Consider the following 19,551-nt stretch of genomic DNA (forward strand, 5'->3'; position numbering starts at 1 on the left):
TGTAATTTCATATTCTAGATCACAGCGGCCATTTATTTTAGGATGACGCCCGATTTAATTATCTTTGAAAAAACTGAATAACATGATAAAAGAAATAACCGTTCAAGAGCTTAAAGAAAAGATCGACAACAATGAAGATTTTCAATTGATTGATGTAAGGGAAACATTTGAATATGAGACCTCGAATCTTAATGGCCTGAACATTCCTTTGGGTGGTATTTTAATCGAAGCAGATCAAATAGCACAAGATAAACCAGTAATTTTTCAATGCAGAAGCGGTAAAAGAAGCGCTGCGGCAGTAATGCAATTGGAGCATCAATTGGGTTTAACCAACCTTTACAATTTAAAAGGTGGTATCCTTGCATGGCAAGAAGCTTTTGATCCAAATATGCCTGTTTACTAAGCATGGGAAAGAAGATCGCATTAAACGTTTTTTATAACCTGGGTATCATACTTTCCATTTTTGGAGCAGTGTGGGGTTATAACAACCATAAATATTTAGTAATTGGCTTGTTCGTAATTACGGCAGCATTTTTTCTTTACTTAAAGCTACAGCTGGTGAAAGAAATGCGTAATAGTCTTAAAAACCGGAAGTAAATAAAGAAGGGTTTATCCCTTCCAGCCCTAGCCCTGGCAGCTGATTTAGCTGGTATTTCCCCTCAATCATTTTAGGCGCGGTAAAAGGATTGTTTTTAGTCAACCATGGGCCGTCAAGGTCTGCCCAGTCGCACAATGGTGCTAAGGCCATGCCTGCCTGTGTGGCACAAGATGTTTCGCTCATGCAGCCAATCAGCACCCTCATGCCCATAGATTTGGCCTTAAGGATCATTTGATGACCCTCATAGATGCCACCACTCTTCATCAGCTTGATATTGATGCCATGATAAGCCCCTCTTAAGCCTTCCAGATCTGATAGTCGCTGTACTGCCTCGTCTGCCAAGATAGGAATCGGACTTCGTCCGGTAAGCCATGCATTGCCCTCTAGGTCGGCTTTATCCATAGGTTGTTCTATCAGTTGTACACCCTGATCGTGTAACCAGTAAATCATCTCTATAGCTTCTTTCCTGTTTGTCCAGCCTTGGTTGGCATCAACATACAAAGGTAAATCGCTCACACTTCTGATCGTGTTGATCAGTTCCTTATCGTTGTCTCTACCGAGTTTAATTTTTAAAACTTTAAAGCCATTGGCATCGGCAACTTTTTCTTTAATCACTTCGGCTGTATCAATACCAATGGTATAAGATGTTACTGGCATTTTTGACGGATCGGCACCATAAATCTCATAACAAGGCTTGTTTAGTAGTTTTCCGTTGATGTCATTCAAGGCAATATCGATGGCCGCTTTAATCGCTGGATGTCCCTTTTCAATGCTATCCAAATAATCAAGGATCTCCTCAAAATTAAATGGATGAGCAAAGCGGTTCCAGTCTACCTTTTTTAAAAAAGCTACTGCTGTTTCTACACTTTCGCCCATATACGGTACCATAGATGCCTCGCCATAGCCCTCAATATTTTCGTAACTCAGCCTGATCAGCATCACTGGCGTGCTTGTCCGGGAAAATTTTGCAATAGAAAATGGGTGTTTTAGTTCCAGGTTATAGGCGTTGTAGGCAATCTTCATCGTAGGAAAAGCTTTTTAGTAATTTAAAAGTTATAAAAAGTAGTGCAAAAGCGAATGTAAAAATAATATACCTAATATTGTGCTCAGTATGAATAGCACAATATACCAACCCTTTAAAAACTTCGATTTTAAGTATAAGAACTGCTTTTTAAGTGGAGATATCTTTACTTCGCCAATTGAAGAAATAAATATATTACCTGCATGGCTGCTAGAAGTAGCAAACTTTAGTGGCGAAGAGCAAATTAAGTTGCTCGACGAAAGTGTAAGGTCGTATAATGCTTTAAAGGTTCCTTGTAGTACCGAGGTTTTAACTCAATTTATCCAGCCTTTGGAAGATAAAATCTCAGCTGCTTTCGCCAAAGGTTATGCAGGAGTATCTGAACTGGATGAAGTAGATCTTTTTAGATGGATCGGTAAGTTTATGTACAGCCTGATTTATATAGAAATGAATGGCGCCGTTCGCTTACAACAGTTAAGTGATGATGGGTTAAACATGTCGCAAGGGCTGATGCATAAGTTTGGCAATCTAAATACCATGATTCAGGGAATTTACCGGGATGTGGTGTTCGAAGATTTTACACCTTGGTCTATTGTGGTGGTTCCGCTCGAAGATAAGGATACAGCTTTCAGCTTCAGAGATGAAATCAATACCCTTACCTTTTCTTTAAAGCTTAAAGATTTTGGCATCATTGCCTGCCTGCAGGATAATGGAACCAATAAAAAATATCATCAGGAATTACTTGATCAGATTGGTGGTTCGGCATTATCGGCACCTCAGTTTGAAGAGTTGTGTGCAAGATTCTTTTACTCGGCCTACCTGTTTAACCGTTTGCCGGAATATGCGATTATGCCTGTAGAAGGTGCTATATATGTGGATGCAATGCCGCTTAAAGGAACCTTTAACAAGCCGTTATTTGATCATTGGCAGCATAAAACCTACGCACAGGTGTTACAGGATTTTTGGAAACCTTGGGGACACACCTTGTTCGAAATCATTAAAGATCCGACCAAGCCAATCAGCTATTTCGAGCCGGCAGCATTGCCAGAAACCAATTAATCAATTACCCGATTTTAGCGAGTAATTGTCCTATAAAATGTGGAATTGCTCCGGGAACAATTAGTACGGTAACAATAAGGCCTGTTAGTGCACCAAAAAAGTGTGCATCGTGGTTAATGTTATCTCTGGATTGTTTGGATGCATAAACACAGTAAATCAGGTATAATGGTCCAAAGATGATTGCCCAAATAGGTATTGGTATTGGGAATATGATCATCGAAGAGAATGGCTGAAATAAAATGTAGCTAAATAATACCGCACTGATGGCTCCAGAGGCACCTAAGCTGTTGTACCACATGTCGTTTTTGTGTTTAATAACTGAAGGGATATCACTTAAGATCAAGCCAAAAATATAGATGATTGCAAACTGCCATGATCCAATCATTGCTTCCAGTTGAAAAGCAAAGAAGTAAAAGGTCATCATGTTAAAAATAAGGTGCATCCAGTCTCCATGAATCAGTCCACTGGTCAATAAAGTATATACCTTATGCCTTCTCGAAACACTGTATGGGTGTAGCATGAACTTTCCGTACAAATCATGATTGCTAAAAGCGTAAATGCTGGTTACAATCGTTAGCAGGAAGATGATCGAGGCAACAGGGGTATGAATTAGGTATTCCATTCTAAATTAATATAGGTTTTTTATAGAAAGGCCTGTGGATCCGAAGTGGTATTTGAGGCCGATCGAAAAGTAGGTATAAATATCGGGGTTACCGCTTTTAAATTTCAGCGGAGAGTCATCATATCCATCCATACCTTCTCCCAATGTAACATTTGCTTGATAATTAAAGTTGATGCCGTATTTGTAATACCCGTACCGATCCATAAAGTTAAAAGCAATACCAATGTTTAGTGGAACGAGTAGGTCGTTGGAACTATCCTTTCCTGGGAAGATATATGACGGATCGGTTAGTTTTTGTCTGGCCACGTAACGCATCTTGTTCATCAGTACTCCGGCGCCGGCACCAACATATAGACCTTTTACTGCGTTAGCAAAGCCGGTACGGCCATAATCTATCACTGCGCCAAGATATAGCTTCCCATTAATTGAAAAGGCTTTGTAGCTGTTTATAAATTGGCGGTTATGGGGGTCGTTAAAAACGTCTCCACCATTGATTTCGCCCATCTGTCCTTCTATCCCGAGGCTTACAAAAGGGGTAAATAAATAATCAAATGTTCCATAACCTGCCAAACCTAGGTCATGTTTAGCCAAATCTCCGAAAGACTGTGTGATTCCGGCACCTGCACCGACTGACATTTTATAAAAATTGGACTGAGCGTTGGCATTAAACCAAATTAAGAGTGCTGTTAATGATGTTAAAATTGGTTTCAAACGTATCTTCTTTTAAGTATGTAGGCAAAACTATAATCTTTATATAACTTTGGAGTTTTATAAGAGTATGCTAAAATATATAAATAAAAACAAATCCCTTCAAAACAGGTTCATAAAATACGTTCAGATCGATACACAGTCCGATCCACAATCGCCAACTGTCCCCTCAACCGAAAAGCAAAAGAATTTAGGTAAGGTTCTGGTAGCTGAATTGTTAGAGATTGGTGTGGCTGACGCACATTTAGATGAGTATGGTTACGTATACGCAACTATTCCTGCCAATACAGATAAGCAGGTTCCAGTAATTTGCTTCTGCTCGCACATGGATACTTCTCCAGATTGCAGCGGTTTAAATGTAAAGCCAATTGTTCATGAGAACTACCAGGGACAAGATTTGGTGCTGCCGGATGATAATTCTGTAGTCTTAAAAATGAAAGAACATCATGATCTGAAGGATCAGATTGGTAATGACATCATTACAGCAAGTGGTACTACGCTACTTGGTGCTGATAATAAAGCTGGATTGGCAGAGATTATGGAGGCTGCGGCATTTTTAATGCAGAATCCTGAATTTAAGCATGGAACAATCAAGATTTTATTTACGCCTGATGAGGAAATTGGTCGCGGTGTAGATAAAGTGAATATTGAAAAGTTGGGCGCAGATTTCGGTTATACCGTTGATGGTGAAACACTGGGTTCTATTGAAGATGAAACTTTCTCTGCTGATGGTGCCGTACTGACCATTAAAGGTGTGAGTGCACATCCAGGCTTTGCTAAAGGCAAAATGGAAAGTGCGATTAAGATCTTATCTGATGTGATCAGTTCGTTACCGGCAGATTGTCTTTCTCCTGAATCCACAGAATTAAAAGAAGGTTTTATACACCCGGTTACGATCAGTGGTAATGTAGAACAGGCCGAGGCGCGCTTTATTCTTCGTGCATTTAATGATGAAGAATTGACCGCTAATGGCGAGTTGTTAGATGCTACGGTACAAAATATTATAGAAGATTTTCCAAACGCTTCGTATGAATTGAAGATCACAGAACAATATCGCAACATGAAGCAGGTGTTGGATAAGCATCCTCAAATTATCGAGATTGGTATTGAAGCCATCAAACGTGCAGGTATTACGCCTAAACAACAAAGCATCAGAGGTGGTACCGATGGTTCTCGTTTGTCGTTTATGGGCTTACCTTGTCCTAACATCTTTGCCGGAGAGCACGCTTTCCATGGCAAGCAAGAATGGGCATCGGTACAGGATATGGAAAAAGCGGTTGAAACGATCGTTAATATCGCTGCAATCTGGGAAGAGAAAGCCTAAAAATTTAAGGTCGATTATTTGGCAAGCGTTAGTCTTGCCAAATATTGATCTGAATCATCTTCCATGATGATCTCTGTATGCCATCCTGTTTGTTTGGCAATATCAATAAGTGTTTTCTGATCTACATAGATCCATTTAAACCATTTGCCTTTTACGCTTTTGTATTCGTACCTAAAGCTTACTTCGCCAAAGTACCCGTTTTCAGGAAATGGAATTTCAAGGTATAAATAGGACAGGTCAGAGCTGTCAAAAACCAGCTGACCATCTTTATTGATTAAGCTTTTAACATGCTTTAAAAAGGCTTTTAATCCAGGAATAGATCCTGTAAGTCCGATCCCGTTCATCATAAACAATAGGGTGTCGTATTTTTTATCTCCTTCTGGAATTTTATAAGTGAGAATATTTCCTTCCATGGCCTGTTTTAGTCCACGTTGTTTCATGATGGTTACCGCAGATGCGGATATGTCCATGCCAGTAATATCCAAACCTCTTTTTTGTAGCACTAAAGCGTGGCTGCCTACACCGGCGCCCACATCTAACACTTTGCCTTTGCAAAGATCTAGTGCTTTAAGCTCCAGCTCAGGCATTTCATTCTCGTCTCTGAAGTAAATATCTACCGGCATTTCCTCCGGTTCGTCGTAAGAATTATGTACCCAAAGGGTTTCTGCCGGTGGTTTTAAAAACTGATCTTTTAACGCTTCTCCAAAAACATCCATGCCACAAAGATAGAAAAGAGATTCTTTTACAACTCAAACTCCTGATGATATTCTGGAATAGCAACATTTTGAAAACCGGCATTATGTACCCTTTCAGCAAATTTTAACTGCACATCATACTCGCCATGAACCAGAAATAACTGCCTAACCTTTGTAGGGTCTTGTCCAGTAAGGAATTGTAGTAAGTCTTCATAATCGCCATGTGCACTCATGGATTTAATAGATCTGACTTCAGCAATTACATCGTAATCCTGTCCAAAAAGCCAAACTCTTTTTTGGCCGCTAACTAAGCGCCCTGCAAGTGAGCCTGGACTGGCATATCCCACCATTAAAATGGTGTTTTTGCGATCGCTGATGTTATTTTTGATGTGATGTCTTACGCGACCACCCTCGGCCATGCCCGATGAGGATATGATAACGCAAGGCTGCGGATCGTTGTTTAGCGCTTTGGATTCTTCTACGCTTTCAATAAATCTTAAGCCTTTGAAATCAAAAATATCGCGGTCTACCTTCATGATTTCCTTTACGCCATTGTTATATACGTCCGGGTGATCTTTTAGTACTTGAGTTGCCTCCATAGAAAGCGGGCTGTCTACGTAGTAAGGAATATCGGGTAATCGACCTTTTAACTCGAGGGAGTTTAAGGCGTATAATAATTCCTGCGTACGGCCAACACTAAATGCAGGGATGATAATTTTGCCTTGTTTTTCTATACAAGTCTGTGTAATTATCTGCAGTAACAAATTTTCGATAGCCTCTACATCGACATGTAAAGAATCTCCATAAGTAGATTCCAGGATGATATAGTCTGCCTGCGGGAAGGTTTGGGGGCTTTTTAACAGTAAATCGCCATATCGGCCTACATCCCCACTAAAGGTAACATGGGTTTCTTTGCCATCTTCATTGATCTGTAGATGCACCGCTGCGCTACCTACAATATGGCCTGCATCGGTAAACCTAACCGTAATGTGATCGTCTATTTTAAAATCCTGCTCGTAAGGAACAGTTTTGAACTGGCTAATGGTTTGTTGTACATCAATATCGGTGTACAAAGGGATCGCATGGAAACCTGGCTGTTTGTTTTTTTTGTTCTGGTATTCTGCGTCCTGCATCTGGATTTTTGCCGAATCGAGCATTAGGATTTCGGCAAGATCTTTTGTCGCGGGCGTGCAGTAAATGGTCCCGCTAAAACCTTCGGCCACTAAACGAGGCAGCAATCCGCAGTGATCTATATGGGCATGGGACAAAATGAGGTAAGTGACCTTAGCCGGATTAAATCCGAAAGATTCATTCAGCTTGTCTGTAATATCGCCCATGCCCTGAAAAAGGCCGCAGTCCAATAATATTTTAGTCCCGTTATTTAAAGTGATTAGGTGTTTACTACCCGTTACAGCACGCGCTGCACCATGAAAAGCGATCTTCATTCAGTTAATTAGGCTCTTACTTTTGAAATTGTGTCTTTTACATGATCGGTTACATCGGCTAGCTTGTCTTTAGAAGCATCTAAAAGGTCACAAAACCAGTCCGACATTTTATCTTTTACGTCACCGCCTTTTTCTGTTGATAAGATTAAAATTATTGCAGCGCCTAAAGCAGCTCCGGCTAATACTCCTGCTATTATTTTCGTTTCTTTTGTCATGATAATTTCTCCTTTTTTAATTACTGATCAGTTACGGCTCTTTAGTCTTGCCCGCATATCTGTGTAATATAAACAAAAATGAAGCCGAATAGTTCTTGATCAAATGGATTTTTTGAGGGCGTGTGGATGGTTGAATAAAAATGTTAAATTAATTTTCATATAAATGTGTGGGTGGTTTAGGGGCTTTTAATTAACTTATGGAATAAATCAGCGGTAGCTAAAAATCGTCCTTTATGGGGACTATATACCAAAAACTGATTAAGGCCGGCCAATGAAATAAAGAAATATAACAACATATCATTACTTCTTAAATGAGGTATTAATTTAAAGAGTCTCTAGCGTGAAATTTCTGACAAATGCTAGGAAGAGACAATAGATTAATGCCCATGATAATATTTGTTGTACTTTTGAAGGTGCACTATAGCGTCATGGGTTCTATTGTAAACCCGTTTCCTAGGCCGTCAGAAAGCCCCACGCTCCGGTATTTAGAACTTGCTGTAGTTGCACCTTCGTTTTATTTTACAAATAGACGAACAGCCGTAATGGCTTCCCCTAAATTTCGATTGAGACTCATTTTTAAGATTTTAAACTAAAAAATGAGCATATGAGTAACCACGCAGAGTATTTCCAGAGTTGGCCAAAAGGCACCGAAGCTGAATTAAAAGCATCAGCTTTGAGTTCAATTCAACTTTTTTTCGAAGAATATAATCTTGACGAAAGCCAAGACTTGTTATGGCAAATTATGAAACATTGTTTCTTCAATCCCTCTACCGCATTAAAAGTTCCGGAGCGAGAAAATTTGGTGAGTTTCTATGAGAATCTTCATCAAATGATTTTGGCTGCTAGTATTTTGCATAATACTAGGATAAGCCAGCAGGTTTGGACTACGTAGTGACACCTGATGTCATTTATTCACAAAAGCAGACTTCTTCACACATTGTTCACACCTCCTTCACACCAAACCCACAAACAGGTACCTTTTTGTGAAGGAAGTGTGTCTAATGTGTGTATGATGTGAGGAGAAGTCTTAGCGCGTAACCCTTATATGGTTTAATTCTGTCGAACACTCTCCCTCAGATTTTTAACTTTTGGAATTGATCCATGAGTTTATGGAAGAGTTTGCGATTAAAAAATAAATTAATTTATAAAAAGTGTGTTTTTCTATTGTAGATAGATTAAATTCTTCATGACTAAATTTAATAATTATGACGGAAAATATTAACCGATACATTGATCCGCTAACTGATTTTGGCTTTAAGCATATATTTGGAAGTGAACCCAATAAGGACATTCTTATTGAATTTTTAAATACCCTTTTTCAAGGAGAGAAGCGCATTATTGATATTACCTACAGCCCTACTGAGCATGGGGGTAGTCGTATTGAAGAGAAAAAGGTGCTTTTCGACTTGACTTGCACCGGACAGGATGGCGAGCAATTTATTATTGAAATGCAGAGAACCGGACAAAAATTCTTTGCAGATAGGTGCGTGTTTTATATGTCCAGACTGATTAGTGCACAGCTACCAAGAGGAACACATGATTGGAATGTACCATTAAAAGAAGTTTATCTCATCGGTATTATGGAGTTTCAGTTCAATAACATCAATAGTAATTACCTGCATGATATTGCATTTACGAACACTGATACGGGTAAAGTATTTTACAAAGGTATGGGTTTCAAGTTCCTTGAATTGCCTAACTTTGATAAACAGGAGCATGAATTAGAGTCTGAGTTAGACAAATGGTTTTATTTATTAAAGAACTTAAGTCGACTGAATGAGATTCCTCGCTTCCTGGATAAAAGAGTATTTCAAAAGATATTTAAAATTGCGGAAGTGAGTAAATTAACCAAAGAACAGCGCGAATTGTATGAATCAGATATAAAAGCTAAATCTGATTGGAAGGGTGGTATGGATTGGGCTAAGGAACAAGCAGCAGAGCAAGCAACAAAAGAAGCTACTAGAAAAACTTTGCTTAAGGTAGCCTCAGAACTTAAGGCAATAGGACGCCCCTCTGATGAAATAGCTAAAGTTACAGGTCTTTTAATTGAGGAAATCGAAGAATTGCCAAGTATTTGATGAACGATTGAGAAGAGCACTGGATGGTTATTGGGTATAAAAGAAACAGGGACGGTCTTTCGAGACGTCCCTGCTATAAAGATGGTTGATCCACCACAGATCAACCTAAACCAAACAAACTGCAACTATAACGGAGAATGTTGCGGAATAGTTTTGTGATGATTCGTAAATATAATTTCGTGACAATTTACTGACAAGAGCGCTTAAGTTAACGGGGTTTCGATATTCCGTTGTCTTCAAGAGCCTCGAGGCTCTTCTGTTCATAATTGTATTTATAGAACTGGTATGTTTTGTCGTCACTGGTGCAGGCTACGACGGCTTCATTACTGTCGTTAATATTTTTCTTAATGTAAAAGCGTGAATAGGGGATTCTATTTTCTTTTAGCGCATGTTTTACCCATTGTTCGATTGATTCACCGTCATTGTGCCATTCAGTTTGAAAAATTTTTGCAATTATTTGTGCATTCCCCTCGGGTGCCTTGTTAAGGTACCTGAATAATTTAAGTGCAAGGAGAACTATGACGGTGCTAATCCAGATGATTCGCCAAGTTTGATTCATTTTTGAATGTGTTTTTAGAGATAACCGAAGATAGTAAAATAACATAATTTACCTCGGCAACTTTCGCATCCGTGTAAATCTTAGAGGAAACGACATTTATTATTATTGTTAACGGTGAAATAAATATCTGTTCAACTATTTGGTAATTAAATATTTCTATCTATCTTTGCAGTCCCTAAAAAACTAGGGATAATAAATAATTGTTTAACAAATTAAATACAAGCAAGTGAATACGTTAAGTTACAAAACTGTCTCTGCCAATGCAAAAACTGTTAACAAACAGTGGGTTGTTGTGGATGCTGAAGGCGAGATTTTGGGGCGCTTGTCATCGAAGATCGCTATGATCATCCGTGGTAAAAACAAGCCTGAGTACACCCCACACGTAGACTGCGGTGATAACGTTATCGTTATTAATGCAGACAAGATTAAGTTGACCGGAAATAAAATGAACGACAAAGTTTATACTTCCTACACTGGTTATCCAGGTGGTCAGCGTTTCATTTCTCCAAAAGAGTTAATGGCGAAACATCCTAAGCGTGTTGTTGAAAAGGCAGTAAAAGGTATGTTACCTAAAACTAAATTAGGTGCAAAACTTTACACAAATCTTTTTGTTTATGCAGGTGCTGAGCATCCTCATGCAGCGCAATCACCAACAACCATTAAACTTTAATTAAGGAAGAAATGTCAGTTACTAACACTTCAGGAAGAAGAAAAACTGCAGTTGCTCGTATCTATTTAAAAGAAGGCAACGGCACAATTACCGTAAATGGTAAAGATCACAAAGAATATTTCCCAACATTGCCTTTACAATACATCGTTAACCAATCATTCACAGTATCTGAATTAGTTGGTCAGTATGATGTAACTGTAAATGTAGCCGGTGGTGGCGTTAAAGGCCAGGCAGAAGCTGTTCGTTTAGCTATTGCTAAAGCTATTGTTGAATTAGATGCTGAGAAAAAACCAGCATTGCGCGCTAAAGGGTTAATGACCCGTGATATGCGTATGGTTGAGCGTAAGAAACCAGGACGCAAGAAAGCACGTAAGAAATTCCAATTCAGTAAACGTTAATCTTAAGGAGACAAAACAATGGCAAGAACTACATATCAAGACTTACTGGATGCAGGTGTACACTTTGGTCACCTTACCCGTAAATGGAACCCAAAAATGGCCCCATACATTTTCATGGAGCGCAACGGTATCCACATTATAGATTTAAATAAAACTTTAACTAAAACTGAAGAAGCTGCTTCAGCAATCAAACAGATCGTTAAATCTGGTCGTAAGATTCTTTTCGTAGCTACTAAGAAACAAGCTAAAGAAATCGTTGCTGATCAAGCAAAAAAAGTAAACATGCCTTACGTAACTGAGCGTTGGTTAGGTGGTATGTTAACTAACTTTGCTACTGTTCGCAAGTCAATCAAAAAGATGGTTACCATCGATAAAATGACTAAAGACGGTACTTATTCGATCCTTTCTAAGAAAGAACGTTTAATGATCCAACGTGAGCGTATTAAATTAGAAAGCTTATTAGGTGGTATCGCGGACTTAAACCGTTTACCAGCTGCTATCTTCTTAATTGACGTTAAAAAAGAGCACATCGCTGTTAGCGAAGCGTTGAAATTAAACATTCCAACTTTTGCAATGGTTGATACTAACTCTGATCCTTCAAACATCGATTTCCCAATTCCTGCGAATGATGATGCTACTAAATCTATCTCTTTAATTACTGATGTAATCATCAAAGCAATTGAAGAAGGTTTAGATGAGCGTAAACGTGAAAAAGACGAGGAAACTGAGAAAGAAGCTGTAGCTGCTAAAGCTGCTGCTGATGCTCCAGAAGCTGCTGCACCAGGTGCTAGAAGAAAAAAAGTTGAAGCTGATACTGAAGAAGGTACAAGCGAAGAAGCTTAAATAATATAATTGGGTTGTGTATGGTGCGTTGCAGTTTATACTTCAACAAGTCCTGCACAACCCATAATTTTTTGATAAAAACTTAAAAAGGAAATAAAATGTCTACAGTACAAATTTCTGCAGCTGATGTAAACAAATTGCGCCAACAAACTGGTGCTGGTATGATGGACTGCAAAAAAGCGTTAATCGAAGCTAATGGTGATTTCGAAGCTGCGGTTGATTATTTACGTAAAAAAGGTGCTAAAGTAGCAGCTTCTCGTCAGGATCGTGATTCTAACGAAGGTGTTGTTATCGCTAAAGCTACTGCTGATGGCAAACGTGGTGTTGTGGTTGAATTAAACTGCGAGACTGACTTTGTTGCTAAAAATGCTGATTTCGTTGCTTTAGCTAACAAGTTTACTGATTTAGCTATCGAAAACAATCCTGCTTCATTAGAAGAACTTTTAGCTCTTGAAATTGACGGACAAAAAGTTTCTGATATCATCGTTGAGAACACTGGTAAAATCGGTGAGAAAATCGGTATCTCTAAATTTGAAACTGTTACTGGTGAGTTAGTTGTTCCTTACATCCACGGTAACTACCGTTTAGGTGTATTGGTTGCTTTAAACCAAGCTGGTGCAGGTGTTGAAGAAGCTGGTAAAGATGTTGCTATGCAAATTGCAGCAATGAGCCCAGTTGCTTTAGATAAAGGTGATGTTGATTCATCTACTATCGAACGTGAAACTGAAATCGCTAAAGAACAAATCCGTGCTGAAGGTAAACCTGAAGAAATGGTAGAAAAAATTGCTGCTGGTAAATTGAATAAATTCTACAAAGACAGTACTTTATTAAACCAAGAGTTTGTTAAAGATTCATCTAAAGATGTACGTAAATTTTTACATGATGTTTCTAACGGTTTAACCGTTGTTGCATTTAAACGCGTACAATTAGGAGCTTAATACTTAATTAATTTTTTTTTAGAAGAGCCTTCTGTTTTCAGGAGGCTTTTTTTTTGCCTTATATTTGGGCTTATACAATAGAATCGTATGATCGCAATAACCAATTGTAAGCTGTTTAAATCTGGTGTGCTGCTGGCAGACCAATCTGTGCTAATTGAAAATGGAAAAATAACCAGGGTATCTAATGAAAAAATTCCTGAGGGATATACACAAGTTGATGCAGGCGGCGACTTCCTTAGCCCTTCTTTTATAGATCTTCAGATCTATGGTAGTGCTGGTCCACTTTTTTCTGCTTACCCTACAGCAGAAACCTTAGAACAAATGGATCATGACTTAATCCATAAAGGGACTACGGGCTTTTTGGCTTGTGTGGCTACCAACAGTATGGAAATTGTTTATCAGACCTTAGATGCAGCAAAGGCTTACCGCCCACAAGCGAAAGGTTTTTTAGGCTTGCACTTAGAGGGGCCTTACCTAAATCCTAAGCGCAGAGGGGCACACATTGAAGCATTTATCCATAAAGCGGAGCTTGATGAAGTGAAGCGGTTGCTGGATTATGCTGATGGCACTGTAAAGATGATGACTTTGGCGGCCGAACTTCAGGACGATGCCGTGATCAATTATTTGTTAGATAATCATGTTCTTTTATCATTGGGGCATAGTGACGCCAGCTTTGAGCAGGCTACGGCTGCGTATAACAAAGGATTTAAGACAACTACACATTTGTTCAATGCCATGCCTGCAATTCATCACAGGGCTCCTAATTTGCCTGTAGCTGTATTTAATCACCCTACTGCAATGGCCAGTATTATTGCAGATGGTAGTCATGTTGATTTTGAAATGGTAAAGATGAGCCATAGGTTGATGAAAGGTCGGTTGTTTTTAATTACTGATGCGGTGTCTGAATGTAACATTGGTCCGTATCAGCATCAGCTTTCCGGAGATAAATTTATTACCCCTGATGGTACGCTTTCGGGCTCAAACATTACGATGTTGCAGGCGATTCAGAACTGTGTACAGCATTGTGAGATTCCTTTACAGGACGCTTTAAATATGGCTTCGTCCCATCCGGCAAAATTGATTGGTCTTGCAGATAAAATAGGCTCATTAAGCGTTGGTAACGATGCTAATCTGCTGTTATTGAACCCAGAACTTAAGCTGACTAAAGTTTTTGTGGGTGGTTTAGACATTTGATCCCTTATTAATTAAAACAATTAGTTATTTTTGGAGCCATGAAATATAAACGGATCCTACTAAAATTAAGTGGCGAGTCGCTAATGGGCGAAAAGCAGTATGGTATTGATAATGAGGTGGTAAGGCAGTATGCTGAGGACATTAAGGCGGTTCATGCCCAAGGTCTTGAAATAGCAATCGTTATTGGAGGTGGAAATATTTTTAGAGGTTTAAGTGCAGAAAAGTCGGGTATGGACCGTGCACAGGCCGATTATATGGGTATGTTGGCTACTGTAATCAACAGTATGGCTTTACAAGATGCTTTAGAAAAAGTAGGCTTGAAAACTCGCTTACTTACTGCAATTAAAATGGAGCAGATCTGCGAACCATTTATCCGTAGAAGAGCTGTACGTCACCTTGAAAAAGGTCGTGTGGTAATTTTTGGAGCCGGTACAGGTAACCCTTATTTCACAACAGATTCGGCAGCTGCATTACGCGCTATCGAGATCAAAGCTGATGTGGTATTGAAAGGTACGCGTGTTGACGGTATTTATACTGCTGATCCGGAAAAAGATCCTACAGCGACTAAATATTCAGAGATTTCCTTTAAAGAAGTTTACGCTAAAGGATTGAATGTAATGGATATGACTGCTTTTACGCTTTGCGAAGAGAATGAATTGCCGATTATCGTTTTTGATATGAATAAAACAGGCAATTTTATGAAAATTGCTAATGGCGACGAGATCGGTACGCTGGTTAAGAACTGATCCTAAATAAATTTTATATTTTTGGTTAAATTTTACAAAACATGAATGACCTCATAAAGAAACAATTACAAGATGCCCAGGCAAACATGGACAAGGCGATTGACCATTGTGAAGCTGAATTGACTAAAATCCGTGCAGGAAAAGCTTCTGCAGGTATGTTAGACGGCATATTTGTAGATTATTATGGTAGTGCTACTGGTTTATCTCAGGTAGCAAGTATCAATACACCTGATGCACGTACTTTGCTTGTTCAGCCTTGGGAAAAAAATATGTTAGTGCCTATAGAACGCGCTATTATGGAAGCTAATATCGGTATCAACCCTCAGAATGATGGTGTGGTAATCCGTTTGGTAGTTCCACCATTGACTGAAGAACGCAGAATACAACTCGTTAAAAAGGTAAAAGAGGAAGCTGAACGTGGTAAAATAACCATTCGTAACATCCGTAAAGATGCCAACGAAAAGATCAAAAAATTGAAAGGCGAAAGCGTTTCTGATGATGAGATTAAAACTGGTGAAGCTGAAGTTCAGAAAATTACTGACGTTTATATCCTTAAAGTTGATAAGCACTCTGAAGCGAAAGAGAAGGATATCATGACCGTTTAAAGGTCGGATTATAATCTGCTTGTAAATTAAAGGGAATGAGGATAATGCTTCATTCCCTTTCTTTATTTTTGACCGCTCAAAACAAAACTTATAGATGAATTTACTGATTGAATATTTGAAGAACTATAAATGGATAGTAGTTTTAGCGCTTGTGCTGGCTGCTGTTAATATAGGATTCTCTTTATTAGACCCTTACATTACAGGTAGAATTGTGGATCGTTTCATCGAAAAGAAAGATATTTTGGAGCGTAGCGAATTCGTTTGGGGAGTACTTGGACTAGTCGGCTTGAGTGTTGGCGCGGCTATGGTGTCCAGAATTGCAAAGAACTTTCAGGATTATTTTACAAGCATTATTGTTCAGAAAGTAGGGGCTCAAATGTATGCTGATGGCTTAAAACATTCGTTGGAGTTACCTTACCAGGTATTTGAGGATCAACGTAGTGGAGAGACATTGGGAATATTGCAGAAAGTGCGTCAGGACTCAGAAAAGTTCATCACCTCATTTATCAGTATTTTGTTTGTTAGCCTGATCGGGATGGTTTTTGTAATCGTTTACTCGGTTACGGTAAGCTATAAAGTAACACTGATCTATTTTTCTGCAATTCCTATCATCAGCTTTGTGAGCTGGTTTTTGAGCAGGAAAATTAAAACCATACAAAAAAGTATTGTTGCCGAAACCACCGCTTTGGCAGGTTCTACTACAGAATCATTAAGAAATATTGAACTGGTTAAAAGTTTAGGATTGGCTAGTCAGGAAATAGAACGCTTAAATAAAACAACTTATAAAATACTGGGCCTTGAGCTTAGAAAGGTAAAGTATGTGCGCAGTATGAGCTTTGTACAGGGCACAACGGTAAATTTTGTACGTAGCTGTATGGTTGTGGTTCTATTGATTCTTATTTTTGAAAATACCATCTCTCCGGGGCAATATTTTTCTTTCTTATTTTACTCATTCTTCCTTTTTGGTCCATTGCAAGAGCTTGGGAATGTAATCCTTTCATGGCGGGAAGCGGAAGTTTCTCTAGGGAATTTTAAGCGGATTTTAAGTATGCCAATAGATCAGAAGCCTTTAAACCCCGTTAAGCTTGAAAAGATTAGCAAGTTGGCTTTTGAAGATGTTAATTTTAAACACTTAACTGGGAAATTTAATGCACTAACCGACATTAGCTTTAGTACCCATAATGGAGAGACGATTGCTTTTGTAGGCCCTTCGGGTTCAGGTAAAACCACATTGGTGAAGTTGTTGGTTGGGCTCTATCAGCCTATTGAGGGAGATGTGCTTTATAATAATACTTCGAGCAAGGATATTGACCTTGATTTATTGAGGGAAAAAATTGGTTTTGTAACTCAGGATACACAATTGTTTTCGGGAACGATTAGAGAGAATTTACAGTTTGTAAGACCCGGTGCTACTGATGAAGAATGTATGCGGGTTTTGCAGCAGGCAGCTTGTCATAATCTATTGGCAAGGGCAGACAATGGCCTGGATACTGTAATTGGTGAGGGTGGAGTAAAAGTGTCGGGTGGTGAAAAGCAGCGTTTATCGATAGCGAGAGCATTGCTACGTAAGCCGGATATTTTGGTGTTTGATGAAGCTACATCTTCTTTGGATTCATTGACAGAAGAGGATATCACAGCTACGATTCGTGATATTTCGGAGCAGACTAATCACATTACGATATTGATTGCACACAGGTTATCGACGATCAAACATGCTGACCGCATTTTTGTACTCGAGAAAGGGCACATTATTGAACAAGGTAGACACGAAGACTTATTGTTGCTAAATGGCTTGTACTATGCCATGTGGAGACAACAGATCGGTGAGCGCCATGTAACGGCTTAAACCTTTTGTTCGTTTATCTCATCAAGGCTTAATTTTATTAAGCCTTTTGTTTTTAAATAGGTAATGCCAGCAATGAGGATGGTCATACTGCCCCCAAATACTACTGCGGGTACGGTACGCATCAGCTTTGCAGTTAGGCCCGATTCGAAGGCACCAATCTCATTGGATGAGCCAATAAACATACTGTTTACAGCAGATACGCGACCCCGCATTTCGTCGGGGGTAAGGAGTTGCATAATGGTAGATCGGATAATCACGCTTACGCTATCAAATGCACCTTCCATAAACAAGAACATAAGGGTAAGGTAGAAGTTTTTGGATAGACCGTAACAGATAATGCTGGTTCCAAATCCAGTAACTGCAATGAGGAGGTTACGCCAGGGTTTATTCATGGGCGAAAAACGAGTCATTACCAACATGGTAATCACAGCGCCACCTGATGCTGCTGCACGCATGTATCCGAGGCCTTCTGGGCCAACTTTTAGGATGTCATTAGCAAATACTGGTAATAAGGCTACAGCGCCGCCAAAAAACACGGAAAATAGGTCCAGGCTCATGGCGCCCAACATCATTTTGCTTTTAAATACAAACTGTACACCCTCGGTAAGGCTTTTTATAATACTTTCTTTAGGGATGTATCTTGGCGGGTGTGGTTTTAAAAAGAAGATACAAACAATGGAAATAAATATAAACGTAATGATCACGATATAGGTTACCGTGATGCCGTAGAAGCCGTAAATTAATCCACCTGCTGCTGGGCCCAGAATAGAGGCCATTTGCCAGCCGGAGCTGTTCCATGTACTGGAATTTGGATATAGTTTTTTAGGAACAATCATGGCCATTAAGGAGAAGGTGGCCGGACTAAAAAAGCCGCGGGCTAAACCAACCCCGAATATCATGCAATACATAATAGGCACAATATAACTGGTAGGGATGTAGGTGTGCATTTGTTTTGTGGTAACCACAAGCATCACCAGAGAGCATAAAAACACACCGATAAATATTTTAAGGAGTAGGCCTCTTTTTTCGGATTTATCCGCAATATATCCACCATATAGCGCAACGCCAATGGCTGGAATGGCTTCGCAGAGGCCAATTAATCCCAGTGCTAATGGGTCTTTAGTGAGGTGATAGATGTGAAAGCCGATGATTACGGCCTGCATTTGATAAGCAAAAGTGAAAAAGAAACGCATTCCGAGATAAGATCGGAATTCTCTGTAGCGCAAGGCGGCGAAAGGATCGGGTTTCTCTATAGGTATATGTTCTTCCAACAGAAAATTGTTTTAAACAAATGTATGCCATCGACTTGCAATAACATACATTTATTTAAAAAAGTATTTACACGATTTGGTCATAAAAGTCAAGATAGGCTGAACGCATATCCTCGGCTTGATTTATGGCTGCAGAAACAGCTATCCCGAAAATTCCGGTATTCATTAATGGGTCTATGTCGTTGATGGTTACACCGCCAACAGCAAGCACAGGTAGGTTGATGTCCAGTTTTTTTAATTCTGCCATCGCATTCTGATAACCTTCTACACCCAATAATGGAGCGTTGTTAGGCTTGGTGGTTGTGGTGTAAAATGGACCAAAACCGGCATAGTCTGCACCTTCTTTGGCCAGTCTGATTAAGCCTTGTAATGTAGTGGCAGAGCCGCCAATGGTTATTGCTTCGCCCAGTTGTTCTCGCAGCTTTACAAAGTCGGCATCAAAATCTTCGATATGAAAACCCTGAATATCGGCTTTGCCGTTTAAATGTACATGATCTGTAACGATCAGGGTAGCCCCCCAATCGTCACAGATTTCTGCAATAGCATTGATATCTATCAAAAGCTCATCATCATTTTTAGTTAAGCAACGGTATTGTATCCATTTTGCTCCGGCAGAGCAGGCAATTTGCGCCTGTTCAATATGACTGTGCTGCTGGATATCGTGCGTAATAAATTGGAGTTTCTCGATGAACTTTTTCATATATATAGGTATTCCT

General features: G+C 39.3%; 23 protein-coding genes. 14 read left to right on the top strand and 9 right to left on the bottom strand.

Annotated features, from left to right (window positions below; genetic code table 11):
• Positions 1 to 85 precede the first annotated feature (85 nt).
• The gene (locus tag FBD94_RS19670; RefSeq protein ID WP_090785787.1) at positions 86 to 403 is read left to right on the top strand and encodes a rhodanese-like domain-containing protein; all 318 of its coding nucleotides are present in this window, start codon (positions 86 to 88) and stop codon (positions 401 to 403) included.
• 2 nt (positions 404 to 405) lie between these two features.
• The gene (locus FBD94_RS19675; RefSeq protein ID WP_131612122.1) at positions 406 to 597 is read left to right on the top strand and encodes a DUF6358 family protein; all 192 of its coding nucleotides are present in this window, start codon (positions 406 to 408) and stop codon (positions 595 to 597) included.
• Here FBD94_RS19675 and FBD94_RS19680 read toward each other — a convergent pair.
• Positions 581 to 1,621: a dipeptide epimerase gene (locus FBD94_RS19680; RefSeq protein WP_131612124.1), complete on the bottom strand. Its 1,041-nt coding sequence runs from the start codon at positions 1,619 to 1,621 to the stop codon at positions 581 to 583. The genes FBD94_RS19675 and FBD94_RS19680 overlap by 17 nt on opposite strands.
• Before the next feature lie 88 nt (positions 1,622 to 1,709).
• On the opposite strand from FBD94_RS19680, the gene FBD94_RS19685 reads away from it, so the two are divergent.
• Positions 1,710 to 2,678 carry a hypothetical protein gene (locus FBD94_RS19685; RefSeq protein WP_136881463.1) on the top strand — a complete coding sequence of 323 codons (969 nt, stop codon included), beginning with the start codon at positions 1,710 to 1,712 and terminating at the stop codon, positions 2,676 to 2,678.
• Between the two features lie 4 nt (positions 2,679 to 2,682).
• Here FBD94_RS19685 and FBD94_RS19690 read toward each other — a convergent pair whose 3' ends face one another.
• Together FBD94_RS19690 and FBD94_RS19695 are read right to left on the bottom strand one after the other, a co-directional pair.
• Positions 2,683 to 3,300 (bottom strand): rhomboid family intramembrane serine protease, encoded by a 618-nt coding sequence (locus FBD94_RS19690; RefSeq protein WP_131612128.1) that lies wholly within the window; start codon positions 3,298 to 3,300, stop codon positions 2,683 to 2,685.
• A gap of 6 nt (positions 3,301 to 3,306) precedes the next feature.
• The gene (locus tag FBD94_RS19695) at positions 3,307 to 4,011 is read right to left on the bottom strand and encodes a hypothetical protein (protein ID WP_136881464.1); all 705 of its coding nucleotides are present in this window, start codon (positions 4,009 to 4,011) and stop codon (positions 3,307 to 3,309) included.
• Positions 4,012 to 4,078: 67 nt separating this feature from the next.
• Here FBD94_RS19695 and pepT point away from each other — a divergent pair, with 67 nt between their 5' ends.
• Positions 4,079 to 5,332: a peptidase T gene (gene pepT / locus FBD94_RS19700; protein WP_136881465.1), complete on the top strand. Its 1,254-nt coding sequence runs from the start codon at positions 4,079 to 4,081 to the stop codon at positions 5,330 to 5,332.
• A gap of 14 nt (positions 5,333 to 5,346) precedes the next feature.
• On the opposite strand, the gene FBD94_RS19705 is transcribed toward pepT, so the two are convergent.
• From FBD94_RS19705 to FBD94_RS19715, 3 genes are read right to left on the bottom strand one after another with little or no spacing between them, the layout of a single operon-like run.
• Entirely contained in the window at positions 5,347 to 6,048 is a 702-nt protein-coding gene (locus FBD94_RS19705) for a class I SAM-dependent methyltransferase (protein WP_131612134.1), read from the bottom strand.
• 26 nt (positions 6,049 to 6,074) lie between these two features.
• Positions 6,075 to 7,472: an MBL fold metallo-hydrolase RNA specificity domain-containing protein gene (locus FBD94_RS19710; protein ID WP_136881466.1), complete on the bottom strand. Its 1,398-nt coding sequence runs from the start codon at positions 7,470 to 7,472 to the stop codon at positions 6,075 to 6,077.
• 8 nt (positions 7,473 to 7,480) lie between these two features.
• Complete coding sequence (locus tag FBD94_RS19715) at positions 7,481 to 7,687, bottom strand: YtxH domain-containing protein (RefSeq protein ID WP_131612138.1); 207 nt, start codon at positions 7,685 to 7,687, stop codon at positions 7,481 to 7,483.
• 604 nt (positions 7,688 to 8,291) lie between these two features.
• Here FBD94_RS19715 and FBD94_RS19720 point away from each other — a divergent pair.
• Positions 8,292 to 8,579, top strand: a complete 288-nt coding sequence (locus tag FBD94_RS19720) for a hypothetical protein (RefSeq protein ID WP_136881467.1) — start codon at positions 8,292 to 8,294, stop codon at positions 8,577 to 8,579.
• Positions 8,580 to 8,892: 313 nt separating this feature from the next.
• Positions 8,893 to 9,765 carry an Rpn family recombination-promoting nuclease/putative transposase gene (locus tag FBD94_RS19725; RefSeq protein ID WP_136881468.1) on the top strand — a complete coding sequence of 291 codons (873 nt, stop codon included), beginning with the start codon at positions 8,893 to 8,895 and terminating at the stop codon, positions 9,763 to 9,765.
• A gap of 208 nt (positions 9,766 to 9,973) precedes the next feature.
• Here the strand turns inward: FBD94_RS19725 and FBD94_RS19730 are convergent, their stop codons facing one another.
• Positions 9,974 to 10,324, bottom strand: coding sequence for a hypothetical protein (locus FBD94_RS19730; RefSeq protein WP_136881469.1), 351 nt, complete (start codon positions 10,322 to 10,324; stop codon positions 9,974 to 9,976).
• Positions 10,325 to 10,550: 226 nt separating this feature from the next.
• Here FBD94_RS19730 and rplM point away from each other — a divergent pair, with 226 nt between their 5' ends.
• The 8 genes from rplM to FBD94_RS19770 all read left to right on the top strand — a co-directional run bounded on the left by rplM (position 10,551) and on the right by FBD94_RS19770 (position 17,564).
• The gene (rplM, locus tag FBD94_RS19735; protein WP_090785697.1) at positions 10,551 to 10,994 is read left to right on the top strand and encodes a 50S ribosomal protein L13; all 444 of its coding nucleotides are present in this window, start codon (positions 10,551 to 10,553) and stop codon (positions 10,992 to 10,994) included.
• Between the two features lie 11 nt (positions 10,995 to 11,005).
• Positions 11,006 to 11,392 carry a 30S ribosomal protein S9 gene (rpsI, locus tag FBD94_RS19740; protein ID WP_084288523.1) on the top strand — a complete coding sequence of 129 codons (387 nt, stop codon included), beginning with the start codon at positions 11,006 to 11,008 and terminating at the stop codon, positions 11,390 to 11,392.
• An 18-nt stretch (positions 11,393 to 11,410) separates the two neighbouring features.
• A complete protein-coding gene (gene rpsB, locus FBD94_RS19745) occupies positions 11,411 to 12,235 on the top strand; it encodes a 30S ribosomal protein S2 (RefSeq protein ID WP_084288521.1) in 825 nt (274 codons plus the stop codon).
• Between the two features lie 98 nt (positions 12,236 to 12,333).
• Positions 12,334 to 13,173 (top strand): translation elongation factor Ts, encoded by an 840-nt coding sequence (tsf, locus tag FBD94_RS19750; protein WP_131612150.1) that lies wholly within the window; start codon positions 12,334 to 12,336, stop codon positions 13,171 to 13,173.
• Between the two features lie 87 nt (positions 13,174 to 13,260).
• Complete coding sequence (gene nagA / locus FBD94_RS19755) at positions 13,261 to 14,367, top strand: N-acetylglucosamine-6-phosphate deacetylase (RefSeq protein WP_136881470.1); 1,107 nt, start codon at positions 13,261 to 13,263, stop codon at positions 14,365 to 14,367.
• A 38-nt stretch (positions 14,368 to 14,405) separates the two neighbouring features.
• Positions 14,406 to 15,113, top strand: a complete 708-nt coding sequence (gene pyrH / locus FBD94_RS19760) for a UMP kinase (protein WP_131612154.1) — start codon at positions 14,406 to 14,408, stop codon at positions 15,111 to 15,113.
• A gap of 41 nt (positions 15,114 to 15,154) precedes the next feature.
• Positions 15,155 to 15,718: a ribosome recycling factor gene (gene frr, locus FBD94_RS19765; protein WP_131612156.1), complete on the top strand. Its 564-nt coding sequence runs from the start codon at positions 15,155 to 15,157 to the stop codon at positions 15,716 to 15,718.
• A gap of 94 nt (positions 15,719 to 15,812) precedes the next feature.
• Positions 15,813 to 17,564 carry an ABC transporter ATP-binding protein gene (locus FBD94_RS19770; protein ID WP_136881471.1) on the top strand — a complete coding sequence of 584 codons (1,752 nt, stop codon included), beginning with the start codon at positions 15,813 to 15,815 and terminating at the stop codon, positions 17,562 to 17,564.
• On the opposite strand, the gene FBD94_RS19775 is transcribed toward FBD94_RS19770, so the two are convergent.
• Positions 17,561 to 18,835, bottom strand: a complete 1,275-nt coding sequence (locus FBD94_RS19775; protein ID WP_136881472.1) for an MFS transporter — start codon at positions 18,833 to 18,835, stop codon at positions 17,561 to 17,563. The genes FBD94_RS19770 and FBD94_RS19775 overlap by 4 nt on opposite strands.
• Before the next feature lie 67 nt (positions 18,836 to 18,902).
• The gene (locus tag FBD94_RS19780; RefSeq protein ID WP_136881473.1) at positions 18,903 to 19,535 is read right to left on the bottom strand and encodes a thiamine phosphate synthase; all 633 of its coding nucleotides are present in this window, start codon (positions 19,533 to 19,535) and stop codon (positions 18,903 to 18,905) included.
• Positions 19,536 to 19,551 lie beyond the last annotated feature (16 nt).

It is taken from the genome of Pedobacter hiemivivus (genome assembly GCF_005144565.1).
GTDB classification, from domain to species: Bacteria; Bacteroidota; Bacteroidia; order Sphingobacteriales; family Sphingobacteriaceae; genus Pedobacter; species Pedobacter hiemivivus.

Excerpts from the sequence above, each read along its gene's own strand:
- FBD94_RS19675 (WP_131612122.1), top strand. The coding sequence starts at position 406 with ATGGGAAAGAAGATCGCATTAAACGTTTTTTATAACCTGGGTATCATA.
- FBD94_RS19680 (WP_131612124.1), bottom strand. The coding sequence starts at position 1,621 with ATGAAGATTGCCTACAACGCCTATAACCTGGAACTAAAACACCCATTT.
- FBD94_RS19685 (WP_136881463.1), top strand. The coding sequence starts at position 1,710 with ATGAATAGCACAATATACCAACCCTTTAAAAACTTCGATTTTAAGTAT.
- FBD94_RS19690 (WP_131612128.1), bottom strand. The coding sequence starts at position 3,300 with ATGGAATACCTAATTCATACCCCTGTTGCCTCGATCATCTTCCTGCTA.
- pepT (WP_136881465.1), top strand. The coding sequence starts at position 4,079 with ATGCTAAAATATATAAATAAAAACAAATCCCTTCAAAACAGGTTCATA.
- FBD94_RS19705 (WP_131612134.1), bottom strand. The coding sequence starts at position 6,048 with ATGGATGTTTTTGGAGAAGCGTTAAAAGATCAGTTTTTAAAACCACCG.
- FBD94_RS19710 (WP_136881466.1), bottom strand. The coding sequence starts at position 7,472 with ATGAAGATCGCTTTTCATGGTGCAGCGCGTGCTGTAACGGGTAGTAAA.
- FBD94_RS19715 (WP_131612138.1), bottom strand. The coding sequence starts at position 7,687 with ATGACAAAAGAAACGAAAATAATAGCAGGAGTATTAGCCGGAGCTGCT.
- FBD94_RS19720 (WP_136881467.1), top strand. The coding sequence starts at position 8,292 with ATGAGTAACCACGCAGAGTATTTCCAGAGTTGGCCAAAAGGCACCGAA.
- FBD94_RS19725 (WP_136881468.1), top strand. The coding sequence starts at position 8,893 with ATGACGGAAAATATTAACCGATACATTGATCCGCTAACTGATTTTGGC.
- FBD94_RS19730 (WP_136881469.1), bottom strand. The coding sequence starts at position 10,324 with ATGAATCAAACTTGGCGAATCATCTGGATTAGCACCGTCATAGTTCTC.
- rpsI (WP_084288523.1), top strand. The coding sequence starts at position 11,006 with ATGTCAGTTACTAACACTTCAGGAAGAAGAAAAACTGCAGTTGCTCGT.
- rpsB (WP_084288521.1), top strand. The coding sequence starts at position 11,411 with ATGGCAAGAACTACATATCAAGACTTACTGGATGCAGGTGTACACTTT.
- tsf (WP_131612150.1), top strand. The coding sequence starts at position 12,334 with ATGTCTACAGTACAAATTTCTGCAGCTGATGTAAACAAATTGCGCCAA.
- nagA (WP_136881470.1), top strand. The coding sequence starts at position 13,261 with ATGATCGCAATAACCAATTGTAAGCTGTTTAAATCTGGTGTGCTGCTG.
- pyrH (WP_131612154.1), top strand. The coding sequence starts at position 14,406 with ATGAAATATAAACGGATCCTACTAAAATTAAGTGGCGAGTCGCTAATG.
- frr (WP_131612156.1), top strand. The coding sequence starts at position 15,155 with ATGAATGACCTCATAAAGAAACAATTACAAGATGCCCAGGCAAACATG.
- FBD94_RS19770 (WP_136881471.1), top strand. The coding sequence starts at position 15,813 with ATGAATTTACTGATTGAATATTTGAAGAACTATAAATGGATAGTAGTT.
- FBD94_RS19780 (WP_136881473.1), bottom strand. The coding sequence starts at position 19,535 with ATGAAAAAGTTCATCGAGAAACTCCAATTTATTACGCACGATATCCAG.